Source organism: Mesorhizobium sp. AR02 (assembly GCF_024746835.1).
Classification (GTDB): Bacteria; Pseudomonadota; Alphaproteobacteria; order Rhizobiales; family Rhizobiaceae; genus Mesorhizobium.
On the sequence record NZ_CP080530.1, the window covers coordinates 422,918 to 437,973 of the forward strand.

At 55.0% G+C, this 15,056-nt stretch carries 14 protein-coding genes and 1 pseudogene; 13 read left to right on the top strand and 2 right to left on the bottom strand.

Features of this window, described 5'->3' with window-relative positions; all coding sequences use genetic code 11:
- Window positions 1–429: 429 nt before the first annotated feature.
- Window positions 430–861, top strand: coding sequence for a hypothetical protein (locus DBIPINDM_RS01840; RefSeq protein ID WP_258581162.1), 432 nt, complete (start codon window positions 430–432; stop codon window positions 859–861).
- A 49-nt stretch (window positions 862–910) separates the two neighbouring features.
- Entirely contained in the window at window positions 911–1,231 is a 321-nt protein-coding gene (locus DBIPINDM_RS01845) for a hypothetical protein (RefSeq protein ID WP_258581163.1), read from the top strand.
- 70 nt (window positions 1,232–1,301) lie between these two features.
- On the opposite strand, the gene DBIPINDM_RS01850 is transcribed toward DBIPINDM_RS01845, so the two are convergent.
- Complete coding sequence (locus DBIPINDM_RS01850) at window positions 1,302–1,556, bottom strand: exopolysaccharide production repressor protein (RefSeq protein ID WP_258581164.1); 255 nt, start codon at window positions 1,554–1,556, stop codon at window positions 1,302–1,304.
- Window positions 1,557–2,065: 509 nt separating this feature from the next.
- Between DBIPINDM_RS01850 and DBIPINDM_RS01855 the strand changes: the two genes are divergently transcribed.
- Entirely contained in the window at window positions 2,066–2,272 is a 207-nt protein-coding gene (locus DBIPINDM_RS01855) for a hypothetical protein (protein WP_258581165.1), read from the top strand.
- Window positions 2,259–2,696 (top strand): annotated as a pseudogene (locus DBIPINDM_RS01860) (adenosine kinase); the annotation flags it as partial. The gene DBIPINDM_RS01855 and the pseudogene DBIPINDM_RS01860, both read left to right, overlap by 14 nt.
- A gap of 215 nt (window positions 2,697–2,911) precedes the next feature.
- Here the strand turns inward: DBIPINDM_RS01860 and DBIPINDM_RS01865 are convergent.
- Entirely contained in the window at window positions 2,912–4,240 is a 1,329-nt protein-coding gene (locus DBIPINDM_RS01865) for an IS701 family transposase (RefSeq protein WP_258581166.1), read from the bottom strand.
- 721 nt (window positions 4,241–4,961) lie between these two features.
- On the opposite strand from DBIPINDM_RS01865, the gene nusG reads away from it, so the two are divergent.
- The 9 genes from nusG (at window position 4,962) to DBIPINDM_RS01910 (ending at window position 15,036) form a co-directional block, all read left to right on the top strand.
- Window positions 4,962–5,537, top strand: coding sequence for a transcription termination/antitermination protein NusG (nusG, locus tag DBIPINDM_RS01870; RefSeq protein ID WP_258581167.1), 576 nt, complete (start codon window positions 4,962–4,964; stop codon window positions 5,535–5,537).
- Window positions 5,538–5,677: 140 nt separating this feature from the next.
- Entirely contained in the window at window positions 5,678–6,952 is a 1,275-nt protein-coding gene (locus DBIPINDM_RS01875; RefSeq protein WP_258581168.1) for a nucleotide sugar dehydrogenase, read from the top strand.
- Entirely contained in the window at window positions 6,952–7,986 is a 1,035-nt protein-coding gene (locus DBIPINDM_RS01880) for an NAD-dependent epimerase (RefSeq protein WP_258581169.1), read from the top strand. Before DBIPINDM_RS01875 ends, DBIPINDM_RS01880 begins: the two co-directional genes overlap by 1 nt.
- A gap of 310 nt (window positions 7,987–8,296) precedes the next feature.
- Window positions 8,297–9,559 (top strand): ABC transporter permease, encoded by a 1,263-nt coding sequence (locus DBIPINDM_RS01885; protein ID WP_258581170.1) that lies wholly within the window; start codon window positions 8,297–8,299, stop codon window positions 9,557–9,559.
- A 110-nt stretch (window positions 9,560–9,669) separates the two neighbouring features.
- Entirely contained in the window at window positions 9,670–10,476 is an 807-nt protein-coding gene (locus DBIPINDM_RS01890) for a hypothetical protein (RefSeq protein ID WP_258581171.1), read from the top strand.
- 304 nt (window positions 10,477–10,780) lie between these two features.
- Entirely contained in the window at window positions 10,781–11,686 is a 906-nt protein-coding gene (locus DBIPINDM_RS01895) for a hypothetical protein (protein ID WP_258581172.1), read from the top strand.
- A gap of 302 nt (window positions 11,687–11,988) precedes the next feature.
- On the top strand, window positions 11,989–13,146 hold the full coding sequence (locus DBIPINDM_RS01900; RefSeq protein ID WP_258581173.1) for a polysaccharide biosynthesis/export family protein: 1,158 nt from the start codon (window positions 11,989–11,991) through the stop codon (window positions 13,144–13,146).
- Between the two features lie 148 nt (window positions 13,147–13,294).
- Window positions 13,295–14,788, top strand: a complete 1,494-nt coding sequence (locus DBIPINDM_RS01905; protein ID WP_258581174.1) for an AMP-binding protein — start codon at window positions 13,295–13,297, stop codon at window positions 14,786–14,788.
- On the top strand, window positions 14,785–15,036 hold the full coding sequence (locus tag DBIPINDM_RS01910) for an acyl carrier protein (RefSeq protein WP_258581175.1): 252 nt from the start codon (window positions 14,785–14,787) through the stop codon (window positions 15,034–15,036). The genes DBIPINDM_RS01905 and DBIPINDM_RS01910 overlap by 4 nt, the downstream gene beginning before the upstream one ends.
- Window positions 15,037–15,056: the final 20 nt, after the last annotated feature.

The following is a 15,056-nucleotide window of genomic DNA, read 5'->3' on the forward strand; positions in this document are numbered from 1 at the left end:
ATTTGTACGATAATTGTCGGCCCGTCAACACCACGCGTCGTGGCGATTTTCGGCTTTTGGCGGCTACACAAAAATGTGCCAAATGCGACAGCCGTGGTTGGTAACGTTGGGGAAGGAAGCGTCCATCGAGTGCGGTTGCTAACTCCAACCCGATCACGCCGCCAGATGTTCGTTCGAAAAAGGCGGGACGACGCTCGTCTGCTGACCGCCTATGCCACGCCGATTGCAAAGCTCGTCGATCGACATTGCGACATTCCTCTCCAGTTCGCCCGCGCCGCCATCATCGCACGCGCACTCCAGCACAGCCTATGCGAGTCATAAATCGACTCGCCGGCACTATTTCGACCGATAGGCCGGGCACAGCTGCGGCCATCACGGCCATTTGACATAAACGCGTCGCCCGATTGAGATTATCTTGATGGTAGCAGTATGTCTATCAATTATGTAGACGATAAAGTATCGGATGCCTTTCTTTGCCACCCGAGGGAAACGCTGTTCGTCTCCAATGCTCATTTGGGGCAAGTGTCCCTCAATGCGCTGAGTGTGGCTTGGGGAGAGCGAGGACGCTTGCAGATCTTTGACAGGATCGATTCACTGATAGACGCAGACGATTGCCGGGCCGTGATCGAAGAGGCGCGCGCCTTGCTGCTTCAGCTTGAACAAAGGTCCGACGCGCTCACACATGCGATCGACGACTTTCTGCTCGATCTCATGACGCTGGCTTTCATTGTTGAATGTTACGGACGCGGCTTTGAACTTCTGGCGCGAACGCTTGCCCGTAGAAGACTGGCAAAGGTCAGGCTTTCGTCGGGAGGGGCCGATTCCGCCAGGGGGAAATCACATCCAAAGGCTGCTGGCTGAAGCGGCGATCGCGCCGCGTTGCAGAAGCGTGGCCACTCGGCGAACGGGCATGCACCTGCAATTCGATACTCCGTGGCTGCGGCAGGCCGAGGATCACCTCGATATTGTCGGTGAACCGGACGCGACATTCCTATTCCGAGTCGTTGCCAGAGATCAGGCCGCCCTTTGCCGTCTCCTTGGCAAGTACATAGCCGTGCGGGGCCGTGATCCTCTGCACCTGGCTTTCGCACGCGGCTCGACGGCCATCGAGACCGGTGGCGTCGGTGGTGCATTGGGCCGCGTGACATTGATGGCCTGCGGCGCTGCGGCCTGTACCGCCGCCAGACCGGCCAAGGCGGTCAGCCCAAGCAGGCTCACTCCGAGCACGTAGTTGCGCATGATCGTAACTCCTGGATCGATTGGATCCCCCGGAAGATCAGGTGTGACATCGGATTTTCAATTTAATGGAACAACGATCCCGTCCCGTCAAATAGGTTGACGCGTTCTTCGTCTCTTGCAGATAATTGTTCGAGTTTTGCCGCGCCGCTGCGAAAAATGAGGAAACCAACAGCCAGAAAGTATCCAAGTTGCAGCACCAAAGCGCCGAGTGCAGTCCAAATCAATGAGTACCAGCACGATCCGGTCACATAATATGTCCAAATCAGAAGAACTGCCAATACAACTGTCGCGCTAACTAAAAACCTTGGCAAATACATATTTCCCTCCAAGCCCCTGCCCAAAAAGGTTCCGTTTGCCCAATCTCATTGCCTACCGTCTCATCTTTTCCATTCGGCGGCAAGAGGTCAGAGAATATTGCTCCAATTGGATGGTATATCATTCGAAAAAGTAAAATGACTGCTACGTTCTGAGGATACTAGACCCTCCACCAAGTGGCGAATCCTATCGCGAAGACTGTTACGACGATCCAGAACACACACGTCTGATCTCCGCTTCGGCCCGATTTCCCATCGTCGAACAAATCGTAACCGCGCATTCCTCCAAGCGTCAGCATTCCACAGGACAATAGCAACAATATCGATAAGCTCATGAGCGAGGGGAGCAACATGGCTCGGTCTAGTCTCCGCTGGAAAACTCTCTGGACATACGATTAGAGTCGGTAACGCGTATCCACGGCCTACCGGGTACTCGACCAGGCTTGAGCGGTCGCGGGATCGCTTTCACCACTGCGTGAACATGGCTCTGTGCCTCGACAGACACGCTACGGATGATCTTCGTGCCGTCCATCTCTTCGACCTTGAAACTTTCCATCGACCTGCTTTCCTCGCTCGGACCAATTACCAAAATTCCGAAACGAAAGACCTCCATGGACCGCATCTTTCGTGAGCGAGAACGCAACGAATCGCTAGACCCATTCCTGGCCGGCGGGGTAAGCCCGCTGGTTTTTGGCGGAGACATTGATGCCGGATTATGACGTGCCTTGCATCAGCAATGCCATTGTCGACGTCATCGCCCAGTCGGACGAGGAATTCCTCGAGACCAACGGCATCATCAAGGGAGCGATGAACCTGATCGACACGGAGCGCGCCGAACTGCTCTACAGCCGCTTGGGCCCGGCGATCAAAGCCTCCCGCGGCAGCGCCGGTAACGCGGCGGCAGACGTCGCCAGCTTCGGCAAGGTCTCCAACGATGTGCTCGGCGAAATCTGTGCACACGACATCCATGCCCAGGGCGTCGCTTTCGACACCAAACCACTCAAGGGCGACTCTCCGACTGCGCGCTCGATGAACACGTATCTGGGCGCTTGCCTCGAGCCCGGACCGTGGGATGGCGAGGCCGACAAGGCTTCGGGCGCCAAGATCACCCATTTCGTGGGTTATCTGTGGGACCCGCCGCGCGACAGCTACCGCCGCCCCGACTCTGCGAGCGTTTAGTAGCTTCGCCCTGGGCCAGGTCGTTCTCGTGAACTGGGGCACACCGATTACGGCATTTTGTCGCATGACCATCTCTTCATTTCTGTCGATCCAGGCGAATCCGGTCCTTTCGAAATCGATCCGAAATACGGCGGGGGAGGTCTTTTTCATGGATAATGTCACGGTTGAGACCCCCTTTTTTATTGCTTTTCGACCGGCAAGTTCCTCCGGAAGGGCTTGCGGCGACGTTCGCCGGATTGATCTTGTCGTGCGATGGTGGCCGCGGCGCCGAGCGATGCCGGTTTCGGCTTCTCGGAGCTCCTCGGTAGGCGTTCGAACCGGCGACTGGTCAGAGTGAGCCTTCCGACCGCTTCGTGGCGCTCGTGGCTTGCCTTGTGACGAACCGTTGACATCATCGTGAATGCCAGCATGACCAGCGAGACGTGGCGATGCCATCCGTGCCAAGAACGGGTTATGTTATGGTCAAGGCCCAGTTCTCTCTTTGCAGTGCGAAGGCCTTCCTCGATAATCCCGCAACATTGCTGCACTGCGATCAGTGTTTCGGTCTGGGTTCCCGCTGGAGACCATGTTGAAAAGTAGGAGAGGGCCTGGTTCGCATTGCGTCGGATCAAGAGCCCCGGAGTCCAGAGCCCAGAACGCGTTCTGTCGTATTCCGCCACATCCAAGTCAGAGAACGGACAGTAAGCCCATTGCTGGGATCCAGAGTCCTCCGGGCCCTCTCCTGGGTCGAAATTCCGCCACAAGGAGGGATCGAGGTTCCCTGCGATATCTTCGGCCGCTCCCTCTGCAGGGAGCACGCTATTTCGGGAAGCAAAATGGTGGTTAGCGCTAACGCCGAGCACATAGCCCTTGCACCAGCGTCGCAGGGCCATTTCGATTTCGACGCTGCCATAGATGCGGTCAGCAGCCACCCAGCTTAGCGGTACATCGGCAGCCACGTTGCGTGCGATCATATTCAATGCCAGGCGGGACTTTGTTGCGAAAGTTGTGCCGGCAGGCGCGTAGGCCCGCGCCAAGCGGGTAGGGTCATCCGTCCAGGCCCTTGGAAGATACAGCGCGCGATCAACGAAAGCATGCCCGTGCCTGGATGCATAGCCCGCGAACATGCCGATCTGGCAGTTGGCCATCCTGCCCGTCGAGCCGTCGACCTGCCGCGCTACTCCGCACGAAGTGTTGCCTTGCTTGATGAAACCCGTCTCATCGATCACGAGGACCGCTTCGTTGTCCGCCAGCGTTTCAAGCGCGTATTTGCGCACTATGTCGCGTAAGGCGTCTGCGTCCCATTTTGCCCTTCCGAGAATGGCCTGCAGACGCCACGGCCCTGGGTCTCCCGCAGCCTCGACGCGCATCCCGCCAGTCTTGCGGTGCTCGTCTAGGAGTAGGCCTTCAAGGAACAGTCCGGCCGAAATCGCCACGCGTTCCTGAGGGAAAAGACGCCTAATCCGCGATTTCACCTCGCGCAGTGACGCCGCCCACATTTCCAATGTCGTTTCAATCGATTCAATCATCACCAATAACCCCTTTTGCCCGCCTGTCCAGGAATCGAAAAAATGAGTAATTCAACTCCGAAAACGCAATCGGAATACTCTCCTCTTTCTCGATTGCTTTTTGCCGATAACAGTAAGGCCATGGCGGCAATTTAGGTGGCGAACAAATCACATATTCTCTTGTTAGAAACAAGCTTGACTTGGCAAATTTCGATTGCCATAACCCCGGCGCGATCAAGAATGATAGCATAGCGGCGAATGGTGGAAGGATAAACGTGAGGATGGCTATGGGTCTCACGATACAATATTAGCTGCCACTAATAAAAATTGGTTATACCGTCAATATGGGACTCATGTACGCTTACATGAATCCCGAACGATTAAGTATTGCCATCCAGAAAGTCGCAACAGTATGTGGAATGCCTGATATGCTGATCTCTATGTCCATGACGTTCTCTTATGCCAGCGAATGAGATCTTCAATGAGGCGGGAAGCCGGTGGAACCCCGTAAAATTATGCTTGTCTTCGTGCATTGGATTTTTGTCTAAATCCACCAAGTTGGTTGCAGGTGAGTACTTTCGAGAGCAGGGAGAGAACTGGGTGACCAGTTGTTGGATATTGTGCCGCTTGCGAAGATTTATGATCAACGCAAGCGAAACCCTTTCGAGAGGCTCACGCTTGCGACGGCGTATATTGGTCAACGGGTGAGCATACCACCAACATGAATAGAACAGCTGAGACCATGGCCGTGTTTGAAGTGCCGCTGCCGATGACGGAAGCCGGCGTCAACCGCGAGCATGAGAAGGCACGCGCCGTCCTTGGTGTCCGTTGGTATGTGGCCGGCGTACTTCAGGGTAAGGAGTCCATAGCTGAACAACATCTTCGCCGGCAGGGTTTTGCTTCATTCGTGCCACTGGGGGAGAGAACAGTTCGCCACGCCCGGCGGCTCTCAAAACGAACAGCGGCATATTTTCCCGGGTACATGTTTGTTGCCTTCGATGTCACTCAGCAACGCTGGCGCTCTGTCAACGGGACTATCGGTATCCGCTCTTTGATCACGCAAGGGGATAGGCCGCTTCCGGTCCCTTTTGGCTTAGTCGAGCGGTTCATTGCATTGACCGGCAAAGATGGCCTGCTTGATTTCAGCGGTGGCCTTTTGCCGGGATCTTCGGTTCGAATTGTATCGGGTCCTTTTGCCGAGTTGATAGGTCGCCTTGATCGGCTTGACCCTACAGGGCGGGCCCGGGTTCTGGTTTCTATCATGAATGGCGAAATCCCTGTCGATCTGGAGTCCAGGGATCTTGCCGGAATTGCGTAATCAGAGGGCGTTCGTTCTCGTCGCGCAATCTCACGACTGCATGTGAAAACTTCCGGTTTCACCCGGAAGTGCGGTAGCTGTGGTTTGGCTACGTCCGATAATTCTGAACATGAACAGGTAAAGAGACGGAGCCGGGACAGGTGAATCTGGATGATAAGAAGATAGCGATTATCGGGCTCGGCTACGTCGGGCTTCCACTCGCCGTCGCCTTTGGCGTGAGGCGGCCCGTTATAGGCTTCGACATAAGCGAGGCGCGGATTGCCGCCCTAAGGCGCGGCGAGGATTCCACGCTCGAGACCGACGGAGCCGAGATATCTGCCGCTACAGGCTTGGTTTTCACTACCGACAGGACGGAACTCAAATCGTGCGGGATCTTCATCGTCACCGTGCCGACCCCCATAGACAAGGCCAATCGCCCCGATCTGGCACCGCTTGTTGCCGCGTCGAAGACGGTGGGCGAAGCGATCTCGCCGGGCGCGGTCGTTGTCTTTGAATCGACAGTCTATCCCGGATGTACCGAGGAGGTCTGCGCGCCCTTGATAGAGAAAGCCTCAGGCCTGCGTTTCAACAAGGATTTCTTTTTGGGATACAGCCCCGAACGCGTCAATCCAGGCGATCGCGAACACCGCCTGCAAACGATCGTGAAGGTGACAAGCGGTTCGACTCCGGAAGCAGCCAACGCCATAGATGCGCTTTATGCTTCGATAGTGTCTGCAGGGACACATCTGGTCGGCAGAATCGCCGTGGCGGAAGCCGCCAAGGTCATCGAGAACACGCAGCGCGATCTCAACATCGCGCTAATGAATGAGCTTTCGCTGATCTTCGGCAGGCTGGGAATTGACACATCCGAGGTGTTGGCCGCCGCCGGTACCAAATGGAATTTCCTGCGCTTCACGCCCGGCCTGGTTGGCGGCCATTGCATAGGCGTTGACCCCTACTATCTCACGCACAAGGCGCAAGAGCTTGGCTACCACCCCGAGGTAATCCTGGCCGGACGCCGCATCAATGACGGCATGGGGCAACATGCGGCGGACCAAGCCGCGCGTCTGATGATGCGCAAGGGCATATCGGTCGTCGGCAGCAGGATCTTGGTTATGGGCGCGGCCTTCAAGGAAAACTGCCCAGATCTGCGTAATTCCAAGGTCGCCGACATCGTCAGTCGGCTTCAAGAATACAATGCTGTAATAGATATCTGGGACCCTTGGGTTTGTCCGGCAGAATGCGCCTCTGAACTAGGCCTTCCCAGCACGAGGAGCAGGCCCGAGGGCCGCTATGACGGAATCGTCGTGGCGGTCGGGCACAGAGAGTTCCAGACGCTTGGCATTGTTGGCCTGAAGGAGTTGCGCAACAATCCCGGAGTTATCTACGATATTAAAGGCATCTTCCCTAAGGAACATACGGATGGTCGTTTCTGATGAAGGTTCTGGTCACCGGCGCGGCCGGCTTCATCGGCTATCATGTCGCTAGGCGATTGCTGGAGCGAGGCGACGAGGTCGTTGGCATTGACAGCGTCAACGCCTATTACGACCCAGGCATCAAGGAAGGGCGCCTGAAACTCCTTCAGGAATTCAACAAGACGAACAATTCCGGCTTCCATTTCATCCGCGCCAACCTGGCCGATCGCGCCGCCGTCGAATCCTGCTTTGCCGGGCACAAATTCCACCGCGTCATCCATCTTGCCGCGCAGGCAGGCGTGCGCTTTAGTTTAGAGAATCCGCATGCCTATGTTGAGAGCAACATCATTGCTTTCACCAACATCATCGAGGCATGCCGCCATGCTAGCGTTGCGCATTTGACCTATGCCAGCACGTCCAGCGTTTATGGTGCCAACACAAACATGCCGTTTTCCGAGCATAGGCCAGCCGATCACCCCTTGCAGTTCTACGCTGCCACCAAGCGTGCCAACGAGCTCATGGCGCACAGCTACAGCCATCTGTTCCGGCTGCCGACCACAGGCCTGCGCTTTTTCACGGTCTATGGTCCTTGGGGTCGACCCGATATGGCGCTGTTCCTGTTCACCAGGAACATCCTGGCCGGACTGCCGATTAAACTGTTCAACAATGGCAACCACACGCGCGACTTCACCTTTGTCGAGGATATCGCCGAAGGCGTGGTGCGCGCGAGCGACCGGCCAGCCACACCCAATGATGCGTGGGATTCCTCCAATCCGGACTCGTCCACCAGCAATGCACCCTGGCGCGTTTTCAACATCGGCAACAACAATCCGGTTAAGCTCACCGACTATGTTATGGCGCTGGAAGCTGCGCTGGGCAGAAGGGCGATTGTCGAACTGTTGCCACTACAGGCTGGCGACGTGCCCGATACCTTCGCCGACACCTCGGCGCTGGAGCAGGCCGTCGGCTACCGCCCGGGCACGTCCGTGCCCGAGGGCGTCGGCCGGTTTGTGGACTGGTATCAGGCGTATTTCGGCAGCAGCGCATTCCGATGATGAACGCTCCATGCTTCAGCAATTTTGAGAGACTTTCATCTCCCTCGGGCGTCGCCGCCAACTTGGGCCCCTCCCGGCATTGATGCCCGCTGACGCGTTGGCCGAATTGGCTCGGTCGGAGCGATCATGCCTTACTGACCCTCGTCGCCGGCCCGAAAAGGCGATTGCCACCGATCCCCCTCAGTCGGCGCTCCAAATAGGGCCGGCGTCGAGGCTCCGACACGAGATCGCACTAGCTGCGGCGCTCGTGAAACGCAGGCTCCGACGATAAGGCTCAGTTGGTGACCACCTGGCTGGTTGAGGATGAGGAATGGAATCTACGGTCGGCGGCACATCATCAAGAAGAGTCCCATATTTGAGGATAATACTTCGAATTCTGGCACGTGACCCGAATATAAAAATGGGCGAACGGCGCGAGATCTATGATAAAGCTCAAGAGCAACTTAAGATCGCCATGGGAAATATGCGCGCTCCGCTCGACAGTGAGCTGCAGGATATCGAACTTAGGATACTAAGACAGACGATCCGTCTGTTAGAGCAAGACATTCGAGCCGGTGTAGATGTTTGGCGCGCGGGATACCAACCCGCGGAATTGGACGCGCTCGTTCAAAAGAACGAACAGGCTAAAGTTAACATCCAGGCACGTCGCGAGTTAACGGCGATACGTGCAGAGCGAGAGGCGCTTAGAGCAAAGAAGGACGGTGACTACGCCGCCCTAATACAAAGTCAATCAGAAACAGTGCAATACATAGAGGACATTACTCACTTCAATATAAGACTAGCGGGTACCGGAAACGACGCCAAAAAACATAATGTACAATCGATAAAAATAATATGGGCGCTATTCATCCATAATTTCCACACTATCAACGGGGACGGTCCATTTGCTTTTATCTGGCTATTGATTCAACCGATGATCATGTTGGGAATTATTAGCTCTGTCTATTTATTGGTTGGAACTAACTACATCCTCAACATGGACGTTCCTACATTTGCTCTGCTTGGATCAGGAACGTGGGTGGCCTGCCGCATGACAATCTTTCGCGTTAGCGGGCAAATCGCGCACAACCGTGTAATGTTAAATCTGCCGATGGTTTCCCCTTTCCACCAAGGTATAACCACAGCAATACTGTACTTGATAGTTTACATAGTTTCAATTGCGCTTCTCTTCGGGATCGGCCGCTATCTTGGTGTGATATCATTGCCAGACGACGTTCTTACCGCCTTTTTCTACTTTGTTGGTATGTGGCTATGTGGTGTGAGTATTGGTTTTATATTCGGTGTTATTATCGGGGTGTGGCCATTTTTTTCGCGACTAACTGGCGCCGTGGAACGTTCTCTGCAGATTTTTTCTTCGGTGTTTTACGTTACTGAGCAATTCCCAGAGGTATATAGAAAATATGTTCTTTGGAACCCCTTGAGTCATGGCATGCAGCTGTTACGTGGCGCGTATTTCCACTCATATCCATGCACTGACGCAGAGCCTTCATATTTTTGGCTTGCGGTTATTTCCCTGGCTTGCTTTGCCCTTATTTTGGAGGGGTGGTTCCGGCGACACGTGCAGCCGGTCTAATTGGTTTCTAGAAAACGCTCGGCGGCCTTCGACAACGTGGGTGAGACTGACATGAATTGCCGGAGCTCCGAACTCCTAATGCTAGCAGCTTTGCCACAAACGTGGATGAGATGGCCGCCGGCTTCTGCGGCGCGTGGCAGCACGGACATAACAAGACCGGCAGCGGAAATAGATCGCTGGAACGCAACTACATTGCCAGCGATTTGCTAGGTTCGATGATTTCCTTTCAACGAGCTTCGGACGAGCCAGAGATCGCTGGCATTCGTCGGCAAATCGCATCGTCTGTAGATCTCGATATCCCAACGGGACGCTACGCACTGCTTACAAGTGACCCGCTTGCGAAAAAGCCCGCGGTTGATCTTCTGGCCGGGCTCAGGCCTCCGCAGGTGGGGAGGATAAGTTTCATTGGCTTGACGTCGTGGCCGATTGGCCGGCCGGCTTTTTTGCGTGGCAATGTGACTGGCCGACACGTGATTGCTTTGATATGCAGGCTTTACGGCTTGGATATGCACGTCTCAAATGCGGTATTAGAGACGATGGTTACGGACCCTAGGCATATAAATGGGAAAGTAGAGCATTGGCCGGCGGAATTTCGGTATGAATTCGGCCTTGCCGCCGCACTTCTTCCGCCTTTCGATATTTATATAGTTGAGGGGGTATTCCCGTTTCTTAAAGACCGCTTCAGCTACCTGTGGAATACACTCTTCGAAAAGCAGTCGGCTGGCAAGATGCTCATAGCAGGGAGCAATCGAGTTGCTGATCTCAGCAAATACTGCGACAGGGCTATTGTGGTTAACAGGGGACGAGTGACAATTGCGAATGATCTCAAAAAGGCCCTTGATCGGTATCCGCCTCGTGTTGCCTCTTACGATGCTCAGAAAGAGTTCGAAGACGAACTTGCCGACGACCCTCTCTGAGGCAGAAACCCCAAACTTCCCGGTCTCACCTGCAGAAACCCCAAACTTCCCGGTCTCACCTGGAGGGGTGGACGACCAACGCCGATTTATCCAACTACGTCGCGTAACGCGCAGGCGATCAAAATGGGGTACCTGGGCGGCGGCTCTCTGTGTAACGCTGCCGATTTTGACGACGTCGCTGTTCGTTTTCTTCATCGCCACCCCGATGTATACGACGGAGGTGAGGTTCGCGATCCGCGGAGGATCCGACACCATGCAAGCGACGTCACCTGTCAACTCGTTATTCTCGTCAGGCGGTGGACCGATGGATGGCTATGTTGATGGATATGCGGCCCGGGACTTTCTAGTTTCGCGGGAGGCTTTGGCGAGGCTAGGACACCGGATCGACATCCGGAATCTATTTATCAGAACGAATTCCGATCCCCTGGTGCGGTTACCGCAGAATGCGGATGACGATCAGCTCTTTGACGCCTATAGGGCGCGCGTGACAGCGCGCTTCAATATGTTGGAACAGATCGTCGTGATGGACGTCAGCTCTTTTAAGCCAGGGGACTCGGTGCTCATCGCGTCCTCTCTCGTTCGGATGACCGAGGAATTCGCAGATCAAATGAACCAACGCGCTCGTGAAGATGCTTTGCGATTCAGCGAGCAAGAATTGGCCCGCGCAGAGAAGCGTGCGACAGAAGCCAGGCAGCAAATGGCTAACTGGCGGAGCGAGACCGGCATCGTCGATCCGACGGCCGACGTGACAATGCTAAACGGATTGATCAATCAATTGGAAACACAGCGGACAGCTGATCAAAACGAGCTCGCCACGATCGACGCGTCCGGTGCGAGCGATCATCCTCGCCGTCGACCACTCCTCCTAGACATCAAGACATTGACAGATCGGATCGCAGAGACGCGCAAGCGATTAGGCGGCCCCAGTGGATCAGCAACTGACCAGATCTCCCGCTATGAGGCTCTGAACGCTGCCCTGGAATATTCCGAGACCAATTTGACATCGGCCCGGCAGGCGCTCGATTACGCTCGGCAAGCCGCCATCCGACAGCAAAAATATGTGGTTGTGATCGCCGAGCCCAGAGCGGACGGAAGACCGTCTTATCCGGACCCCGTCACAAGCCTATTGGCCGCATCGATCATCGGTGTCGGTCTGGCTTTTTTCGGCTCTTTGATAGTAAGCATCGTTCGATCACAATTCGCCGCGTGACGTCAGGTAGGCTTTGGCCAGCGCAACAGGGTCGATGACCGTCCAACTGGCGAATACAGCACGCGATGTCCCGCGCCATCGCCGACAGAGTCTGACTTACGACTAACTGGATCGCCAGCAACGGATGACTACGCCGCGCCTGCGCGCCTCAAGGTCAACATAGCTATGCAGTTCGCCAGTACGATCGTCGGCGCCGCGGCCGATGGCGAGTGTCGGCCCGAAGTCCAGTGCAGGTCTCCTTCCGCTTGCTCTACGACGAGTCCAACCAATAGCTGCTACCGCTAGGGGACGTTATCAAGCTGATGAAAAAAGCAAGTCACTTACTATTACTTTTGCCCGCGCTGTTGATGGGCTGCGTTAACTTGCCGGCCTCGGGGCCTACGGCCAGTGCAGTAGTTAATGCGCAGGGTAAAGGTGCCGATTCCGCACTCTATGAGGTAGTCGATATCACTGATGCTACCCTGGCTGTGCTACGCAACTGCCCAACCGGTGATCTTGCCAGTCAATTCTCACGTCATCCGCCAGCGCCTTCGCAGGCACTCACGGTCGGAGACCAGATTGTTGTGACGATTTTCGAAGCGGCTTCCGGCGGACTTTTCTCCGGATCATCGACGCAAGGCGCACCCATGGGAAACTCGCACAGCATTTCACTTCCACAGCAAACCGTCGACCGTGATGGATCAATCAGCGTACCCTACGCAGGCCGTATCACTGCAGCCGGCCGCACGCCAGGCTCCCTGGCAAAGGCGATAGAGGCGCGGTTGGCAAATAAAGCTGTTGAGCCACAGGTCATCGTTTCGACGCAGGGCAGCGCGGCTACCGCGACCGTTTCAGGCGACGCGACCGGCGCGGCGCGCGTGCCGCTTTCTTTGAAAGGTGATCGTCTACTGGAGGTTATCGCTCAATCTGGAGGCATAAGGACGATGCCGCAGGAGACGAAGGTTCGCCTAACACGCGGTGCCCTGAGCGAGGTGACCCTTCTCGACACGATCCTAAAAGATCCCAGTCAAAATGTCTTCGTATATCCGGGGGACAATATCTATGTGTATCGCGACCCCCCGATTTTTGTGGCGCTTGGTGCCGTTACCGCCCAAAAGGACTACCCCATAGACAAAGAACCCATGTCTCTCCTTCAAGCGATTGCGAAAGCAGGCGGTCTTCAAGATGCGCAAGCAGATAGTAGTGCGATCTTTCTTTTCCGGCGCGAAGGAGCAAGCTTAGTACGCGCACTAAAGCCAACATCAACTCATCTTACGGGGCCTGACTCAGTTCCCGTTATTTATCGTCTGCGACTAAATAAGGCGGATAACTACTTCTATGCACAGCAGCTCGCCATTCGTGATAGGGACATCATATACGTTGCCAACTCGCCTGTGGTTCAGTTCAACAAATTTGTAACGATGGTCAGAGGGATTACCTCAACAGCAGGCTCGTTGCGAGGTGTCGCTTTCGCCAATTGAATTCGCCGCCGTATGACGTTGGCGGTCATTCGGTTCGGATATGTCAAGCATCGCGTCAACATTGCGTCTGACAGGCGCGAGTGACGGTCACGTGGACGCTCCCTTCCGGAAACCCACGGCCAGTATTCTTATTGTTACGCGGAGATCGATGGAAATGATGGTGGATGTAGTTGACAGGTTTCTCTCGGTCGCTTCTCGTTATCCTGAGCGCTTGGCTATCGATGTTGGTGCGTGTCAATATTCTTATGCTTGGCTTGAGGAGCGTGTCCGACTCTACGCACAGATTTTTTCGTCATTCGAGCAGCCGCGAATTGCGATCGCGCTCCCTCAAGAGGCCGATGCCTATGCGTGCATCCTAGCGGCCGGATTAGCCGGGGGCTTCCATACGCCCCTGAACACGCTTGCGCCGATACAAAAGCTTCGGCGAATCCTGCATCGGTTGCAACCTGATCTTCTCGTGGTCAAGCCAAAGTTGGCGGCTGACATTGCCACCGCAGTTCCTAACTTGAAGGTCTTGCACCCAGATATGATCAATACAGATCGCTGTTTATTGGGTAATGGAACGCGCCATGAACTAGCTTATGTCATGTTCACTTCGGGATCGACTGGTGAACCAAAGGGCGTAATGGTTTCACGCAAGGCATTGGCAAACTACGTTTCCTGGCTGGAGAGCCTTCATATCACCCCGGATGATCGTCTTTCGCAACAGCCAAATCTAGCATTCGATATCAGCATGACAGATATATTTGGGGCACTATGCCATGGCGCTTCGCTTCACCCCTTGCTGGATGAGGGCGACAGAATGTTGCCCGCCGAATTTATCGCGAGGCAAGCTATTACGATCTGGAATTCCACGCCTAGTGCCGTTAGCTTAATGATGCGGGCGCGGCAAGTAACAAGGAACAACTTAGGGAGCGTTCGGCTGTTTAATTTCTGCGGGGAACCGCTCGTCAGACAGCAACTGGACGCCATTTTTTCCGCATTGCCAGACACGCTCGCCCAAAATACCTATGGCCCCACCGAAGCTACAATCTCTGTAACTAAGCAAGTTCTGACCTCCGACAACTACGGTTCTTACTGCCATACGTCTGCCGCCCTAGGTCAGAGCATACCAGGCATGAAGATCTCGCTTATTGGCGGGCGTTCTCCCACCGAGGGTCAGATTGTGATTAGCGGTCCCCAACTTGCCGAGGGCTATTGGAACGATCCGGAAAAGACCGAGCAGCAGTTCCGCGTATTGGATGAGTTGTCGGGGGACCGTGGGTATTTGACCGGTGACTGGGCGGAAATCCGTGACGATCGCTTGTTCTTCAAGGAGCGGATCGATTTCCAAGTTAAGGTAAAGGGATACCGCATCGAGCTCGATGAGATCGTTTCCGCCATTCGGCAGTGCGGGTGGCCTGTGGCTGTCGTCTTCAAACGAGCCGATGGACTCGCGGCTGTCGTGGAATCTAACGGGCTGGGACCGCTCAATGAGCGCGAGCTGAAAGCAGCGTTGTCAGAAATCGTCGAAGCCCATGCCATACCGACATGGATCCTTGAGATTCAGAGAGCACCGCGCAGCGAGAATGACAAACTGGATCGCGCAGCAGCAGCAGCATGGTTCGAGGACAAGCTTGTTATGAAGAAGGAGCGGACATGATAGAGGAAAGCAAATTGTTTCAGAAAGTCGTCGAAATCATAAACGGCGAGTTTCCTGAGAATGACACCGAAATTGCACGGGAGACCGTTGCGGAAGATGTCATTGGTTGGGACAGCATGGCGCATGTTAGTCTCATCGCAATGATTGAAGAGGCATTCAGCGTTCGTTTCAGCGGTGCGGAGATCGTCACTTTCGAGAATGTCGGCGGCCTTTTCGATGTTCTTAAAGAGAAGCTATCGAAGAAGTAAGCAATAAGCTTCTTTATAGT

Bases quoted from the DNA above. Each gene is read 5' to 3' on its own strand.
- DBIPINDM_RS01840 (WP_258581162.1), top strand. From the start codon at position 430: ATGTCTATCAATTATGTAGACGATAAAGTATCGGATGCCTTTCTTTGC.
- DBIPINDM_RS01845 (WP_258581163.1), top strand. From the start codon at position 911: ATGCACCTGCAATTCGATACTCCGTGGCTGCGGCAGGCCGAGGATCAC.
- DBIPINDM_RS01850 (WP_258581164.1), bottom strand. From the start codon at position 1,556: ATGTATTTGCCAAGGTTTTTAGTTAGCGCGACAGTTGTATTGGCAGTT.
- DBIPINDM_RS01855 (WP_258581165.1), top strand. From the start codon at position 2,066: ATGATCTTCGTGCCGTCCATCTCTTCGACCTTGAAACTTTCCATCGAC.
- DBIPINDM_RS01865 (WP_258581166.1), bottom strand. From the start codon at position 4,240: ATGATTGAATCGATTGAAACGACATTGGAAATGTGGGCGGCGTCACTG.
- nusG (WP_258581167.1), top strand. From the start codon at position 4,962: ATGGCCGTGTTTGAAGTGCCGCTGCCGATGACGGAAGCCGGCGTCAAC.
- DBIPINDM_RS01880 (WP_258581169.1), top strand. From the start codon at position 6,952: ATGAAGGTTCTGGTCACCGGCGCGGCCGGCTTCATCGGCTATCATGTC.
- DBIPINDM_RS01885 (WP_258581170.1), top strand. From the start codon at position 8,297: ATGGAATCTACGGTCGGCGGCACATCATCAAGAAGAGTCCCATATTTG.
- DBIPINDM_RS01890 (WP_258581171.1), top strand. From the start codon at position 9,670: ATGGCCGCCGGCTTCTGCGGCGCGTGGCAGCACGGACATAACAAGACC.
- DBIPINDM_RS01895 (WP_258581172.1), top strand. From the start codon at position 10,781: ATGGATGGCTATGTTGATGGATATGCGGCCCGGGACTTTCTAGTTTCG.
- DBIPINDM_RS01900 (WP_258581173.1), top strand. From the start codon at position 11,989: ATGAAAAAAGCAAGTCACTTACTATTACTTTTGCCCGCGCTGTTGATG.
- DBIPINDM_RS01905 (WP_258581174.1), top strand. From the start codon at position 13,295: ATGGAAATGATGGTGGATGTAGTTGACAGGTTTCTCTCGGTCGCTTCT.
- DBIPINDM_RS01910 (WP_258581175.1), top strand. From the start codon at position 14,785: ATGATAGAGGAAAGCAAATTGTTTCAGAAAGTCGTCGAAATCATAAAC.